This window comes from Salipaludibacillus sp. HK11 (assembly GCF_047795645.1).
In the GTDB taxonomy this organism is placed as follows: Bacteria; Bacillota; Bacilli; order Bacillales; family Salisediminibacteriaceae; genus Salipaludibacillus.
The window spans coordinates 1,856,958-1,872,966 of the sequence record NZ_CP181045.1 but is presented as its reverse complement, the minus strand read 5'-3'; the positions used below and the strand labels follow the sequence as shown (position 1 = coordinate 1,872,966).

Annotated in this window: 21 protein-coding genes and 1 tRNA gene; 13 read left to right on the top strand and 9 right to left on the bottom strand. The window is 35.3% G+C overall.

The window, feature by feature from the left end:
* The first annotated feature begins 1,944 nt into the window (after window positions 1-1,944).
* The 10 genes from ACM26V_RS09275 to ACM26V_RS09230 all read left to right on the top strand — a co-directional run bounded on the left by ACM26V_RS09275 (window position 1,945) and on the right by ACM26V_RS09230 (window position 7,901).
* Window positions 1,945-2,103, top strand: a complete 159-nt coding sequence (locus ACM26V_RS09275) for a hypothetical protein (RefSeq protein WP_416151136.1) — start codon at window positions 1,945-1,947, stop codon at window positions 2,101-2,103.
* Window positions 2,104-2,693: 590 nt separating this feature from the next.
* Window positions 2,694-2,957 carry a hypothetical protein gene (locus ACM26V_RS09270; RefSeq protein WP_416151135.1) on the top strand — a complete coding sequence of 88 codons (264 nt, stop codon included), beginning with the start codon at window positions 2,694-2,696 and terminating at the stop codon, window positions 2,955-2,957.
* Between the two features lies 1 nt (window position 2,958).
* Complete coding sequence (locus ACM26V_RS09265) at window positions 2,959-3,663, top strand: hypothetical protein (protein WP_416151134.1); 705 nt, start codon at window positions 2,959-2,961, stop codon at window positions 3,661-3,663.
* Between the two features lie 271 nt (window positions 3,664-3,934).
* Entirely contained in the window at window positions 3,935-4,309 is a 375-nt protein-coding gene (locus tag ACM26V_RS09260) for an HNH endonuclease (protein ID WP_416151133.1), read from the top strand.
* A gap of 290 nt (window positions 4,310-4,599) precedes the next feature.
* Window positions 4,600-4,905: a hypothetical protein gene (locus tag ACM26V_RS09255; protein ID WP_416151132.1), complete on the top strand. Its 306-nt coding sequence runs from the start codon at window positions 4,600-4,602 to the stop codon at window positions 4,903-4,905.
* Window positions 4,902-5,168: a hypothetical protein gene (locus ACM26V_RS09250; protein WP_416151131.1), complete on the top strand. Its 267-nt coding sequence runs from the start codon at window positions 4,902-4,904 to the stop codon at window positions 5,166-5,168. Before ACM26V_RS09255 ends, ACM26V_RS09250 begins: the two co-directional genes overlap by 4 nt.
* Before the next feature lie 495 nt (window positions 5,169-5,663).
* A complete protein-coding gene (locus tag ACM26V_RS09245) occupies window positions 5,664-6,545 on the top strand; it encodes a hypothetical protein (protein WP_416151130.1) in 882 nt (293 codons plus the stop codon).
* A gap of 282 nt (window positions 6,546-6,827) precedes the next feature.
* A complete protein-coding gene (locus tag ACM26V_RS09240) occupies window positions 6,828-7,100 on the top strand; it encodes a helix-turn-helix domain-containing protein (RefSeq protein ID WP_416151129.1) in 273 nt (90 codons plus the stop codon).
* Between the two features lie 125 nt (window positions 7,101-7,225).
* Entirely contained in the window at window positions 7,226-7,354 is a 129-nt protein-coding gene (locus tag ACM26V_RS09235) for a hypothetical protein (protein WP_416151128.1), read from the top strand.
* A gap of 295 nt (window positions 7,355-7,649) precedes the next feature.
* Window positions 7,650-7,901, top strand: a complete 252-nt coding sequence (locus tag ACM26V_RS09230) for a hypothetical protein (protein ID WP_416151127.1) — start codon at window positions 7,650-7,652, stop codon at window positions 7,899-7,901.
* A 436-nt stretch (window positions 7,902-8,337) separates the two neighbouring features.
* Here the strand turns inward: ACM26V_RS09230 and ACM26V_RS09225 are convergent, their stop codons facing one another.
* From ACM26V_RS09225 to ACM26V_RS09210, 4 genes are all read right to left on the bottom strand, one after another.
* Entirely contained in the window at window positions 8,338-9,249 is a 912-nt protein-coding gene (locus tag ACM26V_RS09225) for a tyrosine-type recombinase/integrase (RefSeq protein ID WP_416151126.1), read from the bottom strand.
* 115 nt (window positions 9,250-9,364) lie between these two features.
* A tRNA-Val gene (locus ACM26V_RS09220) sits at window positions 9,365-9,439 on the bottom strand.
* A 101-nt stretch (window positions 9,440-9,540) separates the two neighbouring features.
* The gene (locus ACM26V_RS09215; protein ID WP_416151125.1) at window positions 9,541-9,720 is read right to left on the bottom strand and encodes a hypothetical protein; all 180 of its coding nucleotides are present in this window, start codon (window positions 9,718-9,720) and stop codon (window positions 9,541-9,543) included.
* A 129-nt stretch (window positions 9,721-9,849) separates the two neighbouring features.
* Window positions 9,850-10,410: a phosphatidylglycerophosphatase A gene (locus tag ACM26V_RS09210; RefSeq protein ID WP_416151836.1), complete on the bottom strand. Its 561-nt coding sequence runs from the start codon at window positions 10,408-10,410 to the stop codon at window positions 9,850-9,852.
* Window positions 10,411-10,794: 384 nt separating this feature from the next.
* Here ACM26V_RS09210 and ACM26V_RS09205 point away from each other — a divergent pair, with 384 nt between their 5' ends.
* Complete coding sequence (locus ACM26V_RS09205) at window positions 10,795-11,322, top strand: YjcG family protein (RefSeq protein WP_416151124.1); 528 nt, start codon at window positions 10,795-10,797, stop codon at window positions 11,320-11,322.
* A complete protein-coding gene (locus ACM26V_RS09200) occupies window positions 11,309-11,734 on the top strand; it encodes a GNAT family N-acetyltransferase (RefSeq protein WP_416151123.1) in 426 nt (141 codons plus the stop codon). The genes ACM26V_RS09205 and ACM26V_RS09200 overlap by 14 nt, the downstream gene beginning before the upstream one ends.
* A gap of 191 nt (window positions 11,735-11,925) precedes the next feature.
* On the opposite strand, the gene ACM26V_RS09195 is transcribed toward ACM26V_RS09200, so the two are convergent.
* From ACM26V_RS09195 to ACM26V_RS09180, 4 genes are all read right to left on the bottom strand, one after another.
* Entirely contained in the window at window positions 11,926-12,390 is a 465-nt protein-coding gene (locus ACM26V_RS09195) for an S-ribosylhomocysteine lyase (protein WP_416151122.1), read from the bottom strand.
* Window positions 12,391-12,462: 72 nt separating this feature from the next.
* Window positions 12,463-13,212, bottom strand: coding sequence for an oxygen-insensitive NADPH nitroreductase (gene nfsA / locus ACM26V_RS09190; RefSeq protein ID WP_416151121.1), 750 nt, complete (start codon window positions 13,210-13,212; stop codon window positions 12,463-12,465).
* A 112-nt stretch (window positions 13,213-13,324) separates the two neighbouring features.
* Entirely contained in the window at window positions 13,325-13,687 is a 363-nt protein-coding gene (locus ACM26V_RS09185) for a YppG family protein (protein WP_416151120.1), read from the bottom strand.
* A 3-nt stretch (window positions 13,688-13,690) separates the two neighbouring features.
* On the bottom strand, window positions 13,691-14,131 hold the full coding sequence (locus tag ACM26V_RS09180; RefSeq protein ID WP_416151119.1) for an Hsp20/alpha crystallin family protein: 441 nt from the start codon (window positions 14,129-14,131) through the stop codon (window positions 13,691-13,693).
* A 103-nt stretch (window positions 14,132-14,234) separates the two neighbouring features.
* Here ACM26V_RS09180 and ACM26V_RS09175 point away from each other — a divergent pair, with 103 nt between their 5' ends.
* The gene (locus tag ACM26V_RS09175) at window positions 14,235-14,873 is read left to right on the top strand and encodes a hypothetical protein (protein WP_416151118.1); all 639 of its coding nucleotides are present in this window, start codon (window positions 14,235-14,237) and stop codon (window positions 14,871-14,873) included.
* A 290-nt stretch (window positions 14,874-15,163) separates the two neighbouring features.
* On the opposite strand, the gene ACM26V_RS09170 is transcribed toward ACM26V_RS09175, so the two are convergent.
* Window positions 15,164-15,856 (bottom strand): ATP-binding cassette domain-containing protein, encoded by a 693-nt coding sequence (locus ACM26V_RS09170; RefSeq protein ID WP_416151116.1) that lies wholly within the window; start codon window positions 15,854-15,856, stop codon window positions 15,164-15,166.
* Between the last annotated feature and the right edge of the window lie 153 nt (window positions 15,857-16,009).

Sequence of the window (16,009 nt, the reverse complement as noted above, 5' to 3'; positions counted from 1 at the left end):
ACTAATAAGTATTTTCCTTTTTTTTTTATACTAACATAAGATTATTGTTAAAATATCATTTACACCTTTATTTTACATATATAGGTGATTTTTTTACTTTTAATAACCTTTGTTAATCAATCTTGCCCGTTTGCAGAAGACTGATTAATTGAAAAAATTATCGTATTTTTTACATTATTGATCCTCAAAAATGTTAGGGGTACTAGAAAAACCTCATGAGAACCTTATATGAACCTTCCTTGTGAACGCTCTGGGGAGGCATTTGAGTGTCATTTGTATGCAATTGTAGGCATGTCATGACATGTAAATTTATAAGCTACTATTATTACTAGGTACTAATTTATATAGGATTGACAAGGGTTAGAGGTACGTATCACTTGAAATGTACTTTGTGAGCAGTTGCGTATTTTATCAGCTGGAGACTTATTCCAGAGAGACCTTTCAAAACTTTTCTTTCTTTGACAGACGTTAATTTTAGACCATAGACCTCCACACAAGAAGAAATAACAGTAAATAGATGTATAATTAATGAACTCACTCCAGAACTCATACAAGGCATTAGAGAGCTTATTCCAGTATTGCTCTTTAAATGTTCCCTCCAGTTGATTCAATTGACGGGAGTTATACATTACAGGGAGCTATTTAACAGGCTTGAAGCTCCTCATGTATGCAGTTGCTCCCTACTATCCACACAACAGCCATACCAACAGCACACAAGGGAGACAGGTCTTGTGTATCATATCATTCATTGAGTAGATAGGTGAACGCAGTTGGTTTATCTCATTTTATTCTCATTAATTGCTATAATTTATTAGTCGAATGAAACACAATCGTTATTATGATAGATTGATAAACATACTCAAAGCATTGATACAAAAGGATTCATCAAAGGAAACATAACAACAAAGCTAATTGAGAACGGATAAAAGAGCTTATTCATTCATTTTAGTGACTCTAAACGATAATGATTACAATTAATAAAGTGTAATACAACAGCGATAAAAATATTATATGTAAAGGTAAACGACTTGACAAAAAATAATTGAAAGGAGGGGAGCATGGGGGAGTACGGGGGTATTTCCCCACAGCAGAGCTATAAACCGAACGCATAGAATTTTAGAACCTTCAAAGACAATATATGTAAACTACAATTACACATGCAACTGCGAACAACTGCGATCCTATAAAACAACTGCAAACACAAAGCCTCTCATATCCATTCTATGCCTATACAGGTAACACTTGCAAACAACAGGCATTTATACAAGGAAACTCACAAGAGCCTCCAGAGTCCTCTCAAATGCTCCTCAACAGGGGAACAACCATTCTTAAACCCCGTAATAACGCTCTGAATAGGGTGAATTGAAACGTTAATATATCAAGGGTTATTTGTATCAAACAAGTAAGACAATTGCACACAAGCGATCCTCACACTTCAATAATCAAAACACCGGGGTATTTTTTGAACCAAAAGGTAAATAAATTTATACACAAAATTTTTAAAAACTTCAAAACGTCACAAAAACAATTTGAATACGTTGTACAGGGTACGGAGTACCGAGAGAGCAGAGCGAACGAGGAGAACAAGAGCAGTTCAAAACAATTTTCTATAAATCTAGTTCCCTAAACAAATGATTAAACATGTAAAACAATTGTAGACAAATGATTAAACAACTGCAGTCACAACAGTCCTTTCCCTCCGTTGTACTAAGTAGGAAAACAAACAAGGAGGGAATATTCATGAAGGAAATCATTACACTTTTTAAGTCGGAAATGCAAAGACGACATAAGAAAAGTATTGAGATTGTTTGGGGGAGAGATACGACTCTTTCAAGAAGTATTTGAAAACCGTTGATGACTTAGAAGAACCATGATAAAAAGCTCCTTGTTAAAATCATCATAGAAAATTATTACAAGTGGACTAAAAAAGCGATATTGTACCCGTTGAATATATCAACGTTTTCAGTTGAATGGATTCAAAGGAAAACAAGGAGAATACTTGAAGAACAAAAGCTCCTTCAAATGGAATTGCTTGAAGAGGAACAGGAACGAATTGACCAACAGGAAAGAATTGAAAGACTCTATGAACGACTAGTCCAATAGTCATTTTACTAGGAGTATTTGTTCATTTTTCATCATATCAGTTGTGAATAGGGTTGTTCAGCCCATCTATATAGTGAGGGAGTCAAAGCCACTCATTGAGTGAGTTGAAAACGAACGAAATGATAAACAATACAAATAACAATTGAATAACATGTAAAGCAATTGAATACAAATGCTCCTGTTTCTCCGAAACGTAAGACCAACAATATTAATAATCATAGTGTTATTGATTGATTGAAAAGCAACTGCTAGACAATTGTAGGCAACTGCTAAAACAACTACGAAACCTAAACAATGAAAGTTTAGGTTGCTTTTTTATGAACCTCTCCTATTGATAAAGGTAGTCTTTGAAAATGAGACTTTCCTTTTTTTGATTAAGGATCATGAAAAATTTAAGAAAAGCACGAGAAAGCAAGATTTCCGAACTACATGTACTCCATCTAGTTCTTAGAGGCACATCGAAACCTCTTCAAGACGGTTCAACGGTTTCCGTTGGACTTGCGATATTGGAGAAAAGCCTTTCGAGGTTTTTTTATTTGGTTGAGTATCACTTTTATTTTAAAAATTATATGAAAAATGGAGGCAAGGTTATGAAAAGACAGCTTAAAGGAAACGAGGTCAAAATCATACGCACGTACTTTCTTGAAGTGGATCAAAACAGATTAGCGGAAATGCTTGAATATGATTCTTCTTATCTTTCACAGAATGAGAGCCGTAAAAATGAGTTAGCAAGTGAAAAGCTTTCATATAGGTTATTGAACCTACTGGAGAGAGAAAATTTTGACGTTGAATTGATTCTAATATTTTTGCAAGAGAAAGACAGGTTTCTAAAAAACACAAAGGGGAGAAAATAAAATGACAAAATTACAAGAACTGCAAAACCAATTGAAGGAATTTGAAGCACAAGCAAAGGAACTGGAGAACCGACAGAATCAAAACCGTGAGGACATGATAAAGCTTGGAATTGAATTAAAAGAGCTTTACAAGAAAGAATTTGGTAAAACAGACAATACGAGCAAAGCGGTAGATAAACGCAAGAAAATTGATTCTCTCAAAGTACGAAACGAGGACATACAGGGACAACTTGAAGCCGTGGAAGAGGTCAAAGAAGAAAGACTCCAAGAGATCAAAAATGAAACGATTGAAGAACGCTCAAAGGCTCTCATTGAATCAAATAAACAAGTGGAGGCTCTTGAACTAGAAATATTTGAGAGCAAATTGAAGTTCTTGAAAGAGCTTGAGAACGCAATTGAAAAGAGGAACAAACTTCAAGAAATCGAGAATGAATATCATAAAACTTTGAAAGCATTTGACAGCAAAGACAAGGTTCAAAAGGTCAAAGAATTTACTATGTACAATCCAGATTATTTAATCATTGGGGAAAGCTCAACTCCTCCAGTTGCTCCGACAGATAAAGAGATTCATAAAATTGTAAACGGGGGAAATTCAGCAATTAGATTACCATTCTCCTATCTCCTGTTCAAGAAACACGGAATAGTAGAGAGGAACGAGAAAGAGGCACAAAGTAAACTGCATGAGAAAGACAGAGGAGGAAAATAATTTATGAATGAAAACATAAAAAAGCATATGAGGAAAGCAAAGTTTCTAAAGAGAAAGAGAAAAAACAGGAACGACTCAGAGAAAGACGTGAGGAAATTGAACGAAATGAACAGACAGACAAGGAAAATAATGATTCAGCTCACGTTCTTATAAGAAAAGGACTTGAAAAGCTACTGGAGAAAGAGAAAACGGACTCAATAGACGACTAAAAAATAAATGGAGTAGGGAGGAGCTGCTTTCCTCCCTATGCTTCAAATAGGGGAGAAATATCATGAAAAATGAGTACAAAATATTAGACAATGGAACAACTGAAATCTACTGCAAAAAAATAGACGGCAGAATTATAACCGTCAAAATTGATACGGCAGATTTGAAGCTAGTCTCAACGTATGATACATGGTTCGCAATTCCAGACAAAGTGTCTAACAAATATTATATACGAACTGGGAGAACGAGAAATCATAAAACAGAAACGATCCTCCTCCATAGGCTTATTATGGATTTCCCAGAGGGGTTAGTAGTGAATCATATTAATTCTAATTCGACAGATAACACAAGAAAAAATCTTGAAGTTGTCACTAATCAGAAAAATGTTTTACACGGCAAACAAGCCATTGAGGTTATTGTGAGACAAGTTCCTTCATAATACGGGACTTGATAAACACTTTGCCGTTATATGGCTAATTGACAAGCACACAGAGGACGAAATTCAGTTGACAGCCTCCAGATTTCCAATAAAAAGTGACGCCAAAATATATGGATACTTGCTTGAAATACGACAAAATCCTGAAATGTTGGACTATATTGACTGGGATAGAAAGTTCGATAATTTGGGTTATGATTGGGCATAGGTTAGGTTTGAAAAGAACCTTAAAAAACCAGAGATATTAACGAATCTCGAAGTCATAAAACTACGAAAAAAGGAGCTAAACCTCTATGAAAATGGAAACTATTGAGCAATCATTCATTATAGGTGCTGGAAAAAAGAGTGTTTTAGTCTTTAAAGTTGATAAACCTTTCCTAGCCTACTCACTGGAGATTGAAAAGGAAAGTATTATTGTATATACGTTATTTATTGACGGGAGACAACAGAAACGAGTTGATATAAAACGAGGTTTGATTCTATTTGATGAAGAATTGCACGGCAACCAACACATAAAAAAAGAGTTTACCTTGCTAACGGAAAATAAGGACGCTTTACCTAAACGGGTTATTGTGAGAATAAGAGGGGAATACAAATGAGAAAAGTAAAAAAGTTACCTATTGTCGGAGATATGAAAATATTACCTTTGAGTAACGAATTAATGCTCTTGGAAAGCTCAAAGATCATTGATTGTGAAATACGGTTCATACTAGAGGAAAACGGATTCATTGAAATTACGGGAACGATCCGTATAAAACGAAATAAGAAATCATTTAAGCAAGTGTTTGACATAAAGCTAGTTGAATCAATTACGACAAGAGAACTGCATAATCTCATAGCAAGAGAAGAAAGCCTTTCCTAATCGGAGAGGCTCATATTTTTGTCACAAATCAAATAACAAGCAATTGATAGAACCGCAAAGAAAAAAATTTTATGGTTGAAAACCTTGATATGACTAAGTTTTATTTGCAAATGAAATAATTTATCGAAATCTTAAACAAAATGTTGTTGTATTATACGAAGTCGCTTACAAGGTAGGAATTGTGAAGGTAAAAACTTCAGATTAAACATCAAGAGATATCTAACAAGGATACTGGGATTTTATGTTAAAACGATAATTAGAGAATGTGAACAATGCTACTAAAGATAACAGGGCGCTTAGTTTAAGAATTATATTTCGATGATTAGTACAATAAAAAACTGTACAGTCGTTTGTAAAATTCCCAATTACTTATAATTAAAATATAAATTGAAAAAAGAAAGTTAAAAATTTAAATGAAAAAAAACCATTTTTATCCTATTATAATTTATACTATTACAGTATAAGCAAATAATATTTGTTAAAAGGTGGGGAGAAATGTCTAATTTACAATACTTTATAAAGGAATTAAACCTTAACGGTGACAATTCTGAAATTAGAAAAGGATTAATGAAAAAAATAAGGGATATCCATCCAGATAATAATAGGGGAGAATTTAAAAACGATGAGGAGAAATTATTATTTTATAACTTAAATGAAGCTGTTGAAGAGATTGATGATCTATCTAAAAATCAATTATCTACTATCAAAACTTCAGATATTGTGACTTTGGTAAGTCGCCTATCTACTACGAACCAAAAGGTAAGCATGAGTGATAATTTAGATAAAAAAATTGAAAAGTTCCATTCAGACTATAAGTCAAGTCATAATGTACCTAAGTTTTCCCTTACAGGAGTTACCTCTGTATTAGGTATCGTTTGGGTATTTCCTAGTCAAATGAGTGAACACCCGATCTTGGGAAACCTTATTAATCACAATAGTGTAACTTTTACTGGAATATGGTTGTACTCTATATTATTAACAGTAGGATTTTGGATTATCATAAATCGAAAGGAACAAAAACAAAAAGCGTTTTTATCAGAGATAAATACTGAATCATATCAAAATGATTTATTTAGCGAATATATTTCGGTAATATCACATCATCATATAGAAAAAGGTTCCTTCATATCTAAGCATCAATTTACTCATTTTTTGACTAAAGATAGATTCTATTATAGCCGTAGTAGACTGCTTTCCTTTTTTGGGACTAGTCATGAAATAGATAGCGATATTGCCCAAAGTATTGCAGACATTATATTTGAGCGTGCTGAAGAAAAAGGGTTAATCAATAAAACAGATACGAAGAGTCTTGTGGATCAATATGAAATAGATCCAGATTTCTTAACGACTTTTAATCCTGAACTTGCTACTCAATAACAATTTGTACAGGAAAAAGTTAGACATTAGACAGGTGCAATGTCCGGCTTTTTTCATGTCCTTTACTCTGTTAAAAATAAAGATAGTGAAGATTTGCACTTAAACTATGGGGAGCGTTAGTTGAATAATAAAAAGTAAATATGAGTAAAACGCACAGAAGTTGTGTTTAATATAGAAGTCTAATGCCGATAAGAGGAACAAGAGATTCCTTGTATTTATATAAAGCATGAACGGAGGGAGTAACAAAAAGAAAATTATGGAATTAATGGAGGAAAGAAATAAATGAATAACTGGAAAGTAAGACTAAAATTAAAAGAACTACTCGTTGAGAGAGAAATAAGTCAAAAGGAACTAGCGTTAAGAACAGGAATTAGAGAGGCAACCTTGAGTGTTATTGTAAGGAACACAACCGATAAGATTAATTATAAACATATTGGAACAATAATGAATGAACTTAATATCGAAGACTTTAATACAATTTTTGAATTATATGAAGAGTACGATTCAAGAGAAGGAAACTTTCAAGGTTCTCACGTCGCAGAAAAAAACGAATAAATAAACGGAGAACCTCACAGGGGTTCTTTTTTTATGTCACAAAAAAGACTCCCTCCTGTTGGAGAAAATAAGAGGGAATAAGACAAATATACCCTTGAATATTCTTATACTGGGAGGGTGTCACAATGGAGAAACCTCAAACAATTGTTACGCATGAGAGCAAGGTTGAAGGAGTGGGAACGGTCAAGGTTTATGGAACGATTGACGCAGAGAAGCTTTTCAAAAGGCTCTTGAAAAGTAAACATATTGTTTGACTAGGGGACTCCTGTAAGTTCCTTTTTTCTTTGTCGTTTATATATCGCAATATAGAACTTGATTATAATCGAATGAAAAAGGTGTCCAAGTAATTCGCAAAGATTCTGCAATAGCTGACGTTACTGAATTACTAGGACTATAACTGCAAAGGCAATGAAAACGCTCGATATGTTCCTGCTACTGAAGTTCAAGAGATAATTGTCCTTTCTACTAAAACCAGAAAAAGGACGGATTCCTAGAAAGCTATTCGACAAGGAATATTTTGGATATAATGTATGAAAGGAGAGTGGTAGTATGGGATTTAAGGAATTCAAGGAAGAATACAGAGAAGGAGTTAAGAAACTGGAAGAGGAGCGTAAGCAGAAGGAAGCTGAGAGGGAGGCTAACAAGGTAGTGAAGGAAACGCCTAGTGAAACGGAAAAACTAGCCAAGACAGGAAACTTTGTTGTGAGATGGACAGCGATATGGTTCCTCTTGCCGATATTGGCAATAATGTTTATTGTTGGACTCATGGTGGTTGTATGGGTATGGGACATGATATTCTAAGGAGTTGAAATATCTTCCTAGTTATATTTTCATTAATCCTTCTTTCGTTGTTTCTTAACGATTTAATTTTTTCCTATATTCATAAAAAACTAACCATTAACGAAGTGGTGATAAATTGTTATGGGCGGGGAGAAAGTCCCCTTTGCTCTTTTCCTTTTTCCTAAATTGAGTATAATATGTTTAGAAGTAATTTGAATTCTCAGAGGAGAGTGAGAAATGGGAGTAAGCAGGAATTAATTGACATGGAAGGTTTCATTGGACTGTTAGTAATTCTAATAATTGTATTCATGGGAGGAAGCAGTAGAAATAGGGGTAACTGGTAAGGAGTGTGTAATTCTCTTCTTTTTTTATGTGCAAATCAAAGATCAGCTCGTTGAACTAACCAAGAAAATCATTCTAAAGAGCCTATTCACGTGGATAGGCTCATGTAGTGCTGCTATATTAAATCATTAAGCGGATTGTGTTCGTCCAGTCCTTCTTTCAACTCATGAGCATGATAACCAACATAGAGCTGAGTTGTTTGAATCTTTGAGTGTCTCGCAAGTAATTGTGATTGTCTTAGATTTGACCCACTCCGCAGAACCTCTTTAATGAAGTAAGCTCTAAGACCATGTGGACAGAATCTTGATTGAAGACCTAGTTGTTTCTTTAATCTTTTGAATATGTTCTGGATTGCAGTTCTGGAAAGCAAGTGTCCTTCTTTTGTAATGAACAAGGATTGAGGGAGCTTGGCAAACTTCCTTTCTAAGAACAATCTGTACTCCAACAATTCCCTCGCAAGTGTATCACTCAATGGAACACTTTGACTTGTCCTTGACTTGCTCAACTGTATTCTTATGACTGATTCAGTGAAATTAATATCACTCCAATGAAGCCTTTCAATCTCGCTTAATCTCATTCCAGTTCCAATGAAGGTCAACATAATTACATAATTCCTTCTTGATGTGAAAGAGTCCTCACGTCTCTTTGAACGTCTTAAATGAGAAAGAACGGCTCTTACGTCTTCAGTTGTAACAATTTTTGGTTGAACGTCTTCCTTCATTGTTTTAATTCCCTCGGTCAACAATGAATCTGTCAGTTTCTCAACATATAACCAACGGCAAAAGACCCTCATTATTCTTAGTTTAGTGTTCACGGAAACAGGTTTGTTGTTTAGTTCTTCATAACAATACATGAGGAATTGCTTCAAATTTCGCTTGGTTAAATCCTCAAGGTGTTCGACCTCTTGTTCATATAAATACTTGGTGAAGCCTTTAAAGAAATTGTCGTAACCTTCCAACGTTGAATCTCTCAATCCTTCAAACTTCTTGTCCAAAACAAACTCTTTCACAATACTTTCTAACAACATAAAAATTCCCTCCAGAGTCCGTGTTGAACTCACAAGAGGGAACTTTTGCAACTTATATTTGAGCTTTAGCCTAATTGATTGAACAATATAGCTAAAACCGTTGATATGTAAGGATTGGTGACCCGTACTGGATTTGAACCAGTGACCCCTTGCCTGTCAAGCAAGTGCTCTCCCACTGAGCTAACGGGTCGTATTTAGTACGACAAGTACTAATATATAAGAAAAACGAAATGAAGTCAACAGTTTTATGGAAAATAGAAATAAAGTTGAAGATTATCTTTATGAAGTGGTTTATTCGTCATATGTATATCGTACGACGTAGCGATTATCCTTTAGTTTACGGATTTCCACGAGTGGCCCAACTTCATATCCATTCATCCAATTATCTTCTATTTTAGCTTTTAGGCAACTAGCTTGGAATTTGGATGTGAAAATTTGTTTCCAATAAATCCACCTTGGTTTTTTTCCCATCACATGCTCACCTCATAAATGTTTGATCGCTGTTTGAAAGAATACCATTGACAAAAACAAGAATCAAGTTGGAAGCTCAAGAGAAAGGTTACCAAGAGGTTAACGCGCATAGTTAACCTCAATCTTCTTTTAACCTATTCGTTCCTCTTCATCTCGATGATCTATTTCCTCATCTTTTAATTTTTCTTGCCGGTCTCGAATACGGTGGGCAAGACGGCTTGATGCATTTGCTGCCACACTACAGACAAGATCATCAAGAAACGTATGGACTTTATCACCAGGTTTAGTATCAAGTTCTTTGATGATACCTACTTTTTCTTTATCTAAGTAACCGAAAGTTGTTACTGCTATGCTTCCATACCCAAATACAGAGCCAATGGCAATCGTTTCGTCGACACCAAAAAGGCCTTCATCCATTTCTATGATGGATTGTAGTGGTTCTGATAATTTTTTTTGTTCAGCTAATTTGTCGAGTTCAACACCGACTAAAATAGCATGCTGAATTTCTCGCTTTTCTAATACTGCATTGACGCTTACTACACAATCTTCCATTGAGAGAGTATCGTTATATTGGATTTGCATATCGTAAACAATTTGAGCAATCGCAGCGATTTCGACTCCACGCTCTGTAAGCAGGTCACGGGCTGCTTTTTCAACAATATGGCTTTTTATTGGCTCTTTATTGGACATTGACATGTACGTCACTCCTTTGAGAATAATTAAATCAGCTCCCCTATTAGTTTAGCATATTTGTGAGGGGAAGTGCTTTTCAAGGATTTACTTATGTTATTCTCTAATCTGTAAATCATTGTTAGAGGTGCCAGAGCTTCTCTGAAAATAGAAGGATTTTTGAAATGTATAGAGAATTATATTATGATAAACAAATACTTAACGTGTTTTATAAAGTAGCGAACGAAGCTTTTCACCTCTTGTTTCACGGTGGAATTGCTAAATCTCGTATGCGGAAAGGGAACAGAACCAGGTTAACTGAATGAATAGAAAAATGATAATACCAACATTATATAATACCAGAGCGGAAAATTAGAAAATTTATTGTTGCGAGGAGGAGTTGTCATGAAATACGGTGTTGCTGTGTTCCCATCTAAACAATTACAAGATATTGCCAATTCTTATCGGAAGAGATATGACACAAAATATGCAAAAGTTCCACCGCATTTGACTTTGAAAGAGCCTTTTGAAATGGATGAGGCAAAAGTGAAAGATCTAGTTAAGTATCTTCGAGAGGTTTCTGCAAGTGCAAATCCGTTCACGTTAAATGTTTACAAGTATAGTTCGTTCTATCCAGTGACAAATACGATTTATATGAAGGCTCATGAGAATGAAGAGATGATTTCATTGCATGATAACCTGAACACTGGTTTAATGGAAAATGATTCAGAACACACTTTTGTACCTCATATTACGATAGGACAAGAAATGAATTATGATGAATTATCGGATGTGTTCGGTCGGTTAAAGTTAGAGTCGATTAGTCATGAAGAAACAATCGATCGATTTTCTTTGCTGTGTAAACTTGATAATGGTATATGGACAGTTTACGAAACGTTCATGTTAGGGGAGAAGGGAAATGACGCTAGTTAAAGTTGCAAAGACAAAAGAAGAGCTAAAACATGTATATGACGTTAGGCGAAAAGTATTTGTAGTTGAACAAGGCGTTCCGGAAGAAGTAGAGGTCGATGAGAAAGAACAGCAATCCATTCACTTTATCGCTTATAAGGAAGAGTGCCCTGTAGGTGCTGGAAGACTGCGTATTCATGGATCTGTAGCGAAGGCAGAAAGAGTGTGCGTCTTATCTGATGAGAGAGGCAAAGGTGTGGGGGCTGATATTATGAGAAAGATGGAAGTGTATTCAAAAGAGAACAATTTGCAATCGTTGAAGTTGAATGCGCAAATTCATGCAGAGCCCTTTTACAAAAGCTTAAACTATTCGACTATTTCAGATAGTTTTTACGAGGCAAACATTCCTCATGTGACAATGGAGAAGAATCTATAAGAATGTATTGTAAGCGTCTTGCACTTTTTCAGAAGGAGATCAAGATATTCAAGCTAATCGCAGTGGTTATTCATTTGAGTACTTCTCAGTTATAATAATTGTATTTACATAATAAATAAGCTACGGACTTCCGTAGCTTATTTATTTATTTTTTTTTGTGAATAAATTGAAATTTGTTACTTCAAGAGAAATTAAGCGAAAATTTCTGTCCATTCTCCTTTTTTGTCAAGCATTCCTTGGGCGATTTCTTTTGCACCTTCCAAGGAGTGAGATGCAGCCCATCCACATTGTACTTCATTACAAGCAGGGACGTCTGTTGCTTTAAGGACATCATGTAACGTTTTCTCTAGTAGCTCTAGGACGTTATCATAGCTGTCATCATTAATTATTGAAAGGTAGAAGCCTGTTTGGCATCCCATCGGACTAACGTCAACAATTTGTGTGTGGTGATCGCGGCTGAACTCGGCCATCATGTGTTCTAATGAGTGAAGGCCTGGCATATTCATATGATCTTGATTTGGTTGGCAAAAGCGTAAATCGTATTTGTAGATTGTGTCTCCGTTAGCCCCTTCAGTCGTACCAGCTAATCGAATGTAAGGAGCTTTTACTTTTGTATGGTCTAAATTAAAGCTTTCGACGTTCATCTTTTTAGTCATAAGCGATCCCCCTAAATAGTTTAAGTAAAATCTACTGTCTAAAATAGTATAACAGTGAAGCTACCATTAATTCTATGATTTTAGAAAACCTTTTCCTTGGACAAAATCTTTTATCTGAGTCCGACGAGGTGTGCTGAGCATACGAGTCATTTGCTCTGTCCAGCTATCTTTTCGTTCGCCATTTGTACGATCGGAGTAATAAGCGGAAATTGTTTGATTGTATGTAACAAGATCCTTCATTATCGCTTGTCGATCCGTTGGATAGGACTCTTTGTAATAGATGCTCTCTACCGGAAACCTAGGTTTTTGATCGGTTTCTGCATCAGGGACCCCAACAGCCATCCCAAACAGTGGAATGACATAATTAGGAAGTTGTAGTAGCTCTGAAACTTTTTCGATTTCATTTCGTAATCCACCTATGTAGCACATACCAAGCCCTATAGACTCAGAAGCAATTGCTGCATTCTGCGCAGCGAGGCTTGCATCGATGACAGCAACCATAAATTTCTCGGTTGTTTCAATAGCAGGCTTAATGTCTGTCTTTTCCATGTCAGCAGCAATGGTATGACGATAGAGATCGGCGCAGAAAACAAAAAAATGACCATTCTTTTCGACATATGGTTGATTTCCAGAAAGTTCAGCGAGCTTGGCTTTCGTTTCTTTATTTTCAATACCAATAATGGAATAGGCTTGTATATAACTTGACGTAGAAGCCATTTGTGCCGCTTCGACTATTTGGATTACTTGTTCTTCTGTTAATGCTTGATCTTTAAAATTACGGATAGATCGATGGTTCAAAATTGTCTCGATTGTTTGATTCATTACGACCAACTCCTTTGTATTCTATTTTTATTCTATCATACACAAGGTTTAAATTAATTATATCTGTTTATAAGGATGACGAGAAAAAAATGGAAGAGCGGTACTCTCCCATTTACGGCTTTTTAATAAAGAATCCTCCGACTTGTTTAACGAGCGGACTGACATGCGAGGCGGTTTTCACCACTTGATCCATCGTTGTCATCGTTTTTTGAAAATCGAACTTTCCGTCTGCAGATTGGAACGCGTTCATAAATTTGGACGGCGGTTTTTGTTGCGGTACTTGCTGTCCAAATTGCGAATAAGGACCAGGATGTTGCGGTGGTGCGTATCCATGATATGGCGGTTGTTGATAATAAGGTCCTGGACCAGGTTGTGGACCTGACCAATATTGTGGTGGAGGCTCTGGTGGATAATAAGATTGTTGATGATAGGCATTCGGAAACGGATGGTGGTTGTTTGGCTGTTGAAAAAACATCACTTATACCTCCTTAGAGTCGATTGGTATACGTTTTCGTTTATTCGGAATACGAATCGTTAGTAGACCTTGTGAGTGACTAGCTTTAATCTCGGACTGATTCACTGCAAAGGGAAGAGTGACTACTCGATCAGCTCGCTGAAATCGATAGTATTGTTCAGTTGTTTGATTTTGACCATCTTTTTTTTCTGTTAAGCTTTCGTTTTTGATACCGATTTTAATGTAGTTCTGAAAAATATCCAAATTAATTTGATCTTTTTTAATTCCGGGTAATTCGGCTTCAATAATATACTCATTCTTTGTTTCGTATTGGTAGACAGGAATGGATGGTGGACTATGCAAATGTTTCATCGCTTGATTAAAAAAACCGTCCATCGATTGTAAAATGTCGCCAAATGGTTGTTCTGTTATTGGTTTTATTTCTCGCTTATTTCTTTCACTCATTTTTTTCACCTCTTTTGACCATTCATCTTGTATTACAATATGTTTGCAAGAGAGAACGTGAGTGGGCGATTGACTCGATTTATAAAAAATGGAGGTTGTCACGATGCAAGCATATATAGGTTTATTGGTTCTTTTATTAATTTTTTTCTTTTCTGGTGTTGTTGATTGGTTTCAGATCAAGTTGGAAAATGGTGTTTACTACAAAGATAACTGGATTAAGACTGTTTTAGCAGTAGTCGGTTTTATTTTCATTATGTATTTTCAAGGGGATTTGATGGGGGATTGGATCTTTTGGGTTGCGGGTGCTTTGTTCGTCTTTTCAGTCGTCATTCTTCCAATAAAAGGAAATAAAAATAATTTGATCATTTATAGTACATCGAAAAATAACGTGGAGCACTTGTTGGAATATCACTTGTGGAAGTATGAGGTTCCATTTGTCGCAGAGAGGATAGAAGGTGAGGAAAGAATTTACTTTGAGATAGAGGGTTCAAATGAAAAAATCAAAATGGAGTGGGAAGAATCGCAATTTAAAGAAGAGAATGAACATACGGTCAAATTACATATTAAGAGAAGTAGGCATTCGAGTAACTTAATTGAAGTGTTAGCAGATACAAAGATGGAATTACAAAAACAACAAAATCCAGGAGTTTTAAAGAAAAGATTGATGTGGCTTGGTGGACTTCTTATTTTTGGCACAGGATTTGGTGTTTTCTTCTTTATAGCTTTATTGTTAGGATACTAAAAGAACAAGTGAATAGCATGTTTCATACTCGTTATGGTAAGTTATTATTAAGGAAATAGGACAATACGTATAAAGGTGAGTGAATCAAATGGAAAAAGTTCAAAAAGCAGCGATTCTTATTTTACTTGTCGGTGCTGGCGGCGTTGTGCTGACATACACCGTCTTAACGATATTGGCAATTATTTATAGTGGTTCAAATGGATCTTAACGGAACTATGTTTTCTTATTATTTGAAGAAGTGACATATCAAAATAAAAAGCCCACAACCTTGATGTGGGCGAATGCAGGCGTTAATGAACGTGCTCTTGTTTATTCTTTTCCACCAACTGGTAGTTTTCAACAGTAAAATGTCGGTCTGCTCGACTGTGAATGGAATCATCGTTTGTAACGATGATGACAGTTGATTGCTGTTTCTTAGTAAAGTTCAATAATTTGTCTAGCACAACCTTACCGTCATCGCCACTTAATTCTTTTGTCGGTTCATCTGCTAATATGATTTTTGGATTTGTCATTAGAATTCTTGCAATCGTTGCTAATATTTGATGTTTATCATCTAGTCCCTCAATCGAATCGTTTAGCTTTTCGTTCGAAAATCCTAGATCAACAAGGATATTTGTTGCTTTCTTTTCTACTTCGTCAAACCGAGGATCTTCCGTGTCCAGACCGAGCATTAAATTTTGTTTTGCAGTTAAATAAGGCATTAAGCAACCTTCTTCATTGATGTAACCGATATTCTCCAAACGCCATTCTGTACGCTTTCTAATACTAATTAAATCCTGACCGAATACTTCAACAGTTCCTTTATTTGCAGGAGTCATAGCGGCAATCATTCGTAATAAAGTAGATTTTCCAGTCTTTTCATTTCCTGATATGACAATGAGTTCCCCTTTACGTACAGAAAAATTCATATTTTCAAATATTAGTGTCATTTCAGAGCCGTTTGAAAAGCGTTTTAAAACATTGCTTAATTCAATCGCATTCATGTGATCTCCCCCCATCGTATGGTTTAAATCAAATTGAAATAGTTTGAATCCCTATACTATATTAAACCATGGAAAAACAATAAATGAAACCGCGATCATTGAAAAAGTTTGACAATTTTGTAAATTTAAAAAATTATCACTGTTGTTATAGTA

Excerpts from the sequence above, each read along its gene's own strand:
- ACM26V_RS09270 (WP_416151135.1), top strand. The coding sequence starts at position 2,694 with ATGAAAAGACAGCTTAAAGGAAACGAGGTCAAAATCATACGCACGTAC.
- ACM26V_RS09265 (WP_416151134.1), top strand. The coding sequence starts at position 2,959 with ATGACAAAATTACAAGAACTGCAAAACCAATTGAAGGAATTTGAAGCA.
- ACM26V_RS09260 (WP_416151133.1), top strand. The coding sequence starts at position 3,935 with ATGAAAAATGAGTACAAAATATTAGACAATGGAACAACTGAAATCTAC.
- ACM26V_RS09255 (WP_416151132.1), top strand. The coding sequence starts at position 4,600 with ATGAAAATGGAAACTATTGAGCAATCATTCATTATAGGTGCTGGAAAA.
- ACM26V_RS09250 (WP_416151131.1), top strand. The coding sequence starts at position 4,902 with ATGAGAAAAGTAAAAAAGTTACCTATTGTCGGAGATATGAAAATATTA.
- ACM26V_RS09245 (WP_416151130.1), top strand. The coding sequence starts at position 5,664 with ATGTCTAATTTACAATACTTTATAAAGGAATTAAACCTTAACGGTGAC.
- ACM26V_RS09240 (WP_416151129.1), top strand. The coding sequence starts at position 6,828 with ATGAATAACTGGAAAGTAAGACTAAAATTAAAAGAACTACTCGTTGAG.
- ACM26V_RS09235 (WP_416151128.1), top strand. The coding sequence starts at position 7,226 with ATGGAGAAACCTCAAACAATTGTTACGCATGAGAGCAAGGTTGAAGGA.
- ACM26V_RS09230 (WP_416151127.1), top strand. The coding sequence starts at position 7,650 with ATGGGATTTAAGGAATTCAAGGAAGAATACAGAGAAGGAGTTAAGAAA.
- ACM26V_RS09225 (WP_416151126.1), bottom strand. The coding sequence starts at position 9,249 with ATGTTGTTAGAAAGTATTGTGAAAGAGTTTGTTTTGGACAAGAAGTTT.
- ACM26V_RS09215 (WP_416151125.1), bottom strand. The coding sequence starts at position 9,720 with ATGGGAAAAAAACCAAGGTGGATTTATTGGAAACAAATTTTCACATCC.
- ACM26V_RS09210 (WP_416151836.1), bottom strand. The coding sequence starts at position 10,410 with ATGTCCAATAAAGAGCCAATAAAAAGCCATATTGTTGAAAAAGCAGCC.
- ACM26V_RS09205 (WP_416151124.1), top strand. The coding sequence starts at position 10,795 with ATGAAATACGGTGTTGCTGTGTTCCCATCTAAACAATTACAAGATATT.
- ACM26V_RS09200 (WP_416151123.1), top strand. The coding sequence starts at position 11,309 with ATGACGCTAGTTAAAGTTGCAAAGACAAAAGAAGAGCTAAAACATGTA.
- ACM26V_RS09195 (WP_416151122.1), bottom strand. The coding sequence starts at position 12,390 with ATGACTAAAAAGATGAACGTCGAAAGCTTTAATTTAGACCATACAAAA.
- nfsA (WP_416151121.1), bottom strand. The coding sequence starts at position 13,212 with ATGAATCAAACAATCGAGACAATTTTGAACCATCGATCTATCCGTAAT.
- ACM26V_RS09185 (WP_416151120.1), bottom strand. The coding sequence starts at position 13,687 with ATGTTTTTTCAACAGCCAAACAACCACCATCCGTTTCCGAATGCCTAT.
- ACM26V_RS09180 (WP_416151119.1), bottom strand. The coding sequence starts at position 14,131 with ATGAGTGAAAGAAATAAGCGAGAAATAAAACCAATAACAGAACAACCA.
- ACM26V_RS09175 (WP_416151118.1), top strand. The coding sequence starts at position 14,235 with ATGCAAGCATATATAGGTTTATTGGTTCTTTTATTAATTTTTTTCTTT.
- ACM26V_RS09170 (WP_416151116.1), bottom strand. The coding sequence starts at position 15,856 with ATGAATGCGATTGAATTAAGCAATGTTTTAAAACGCTTTTCAAACGGC.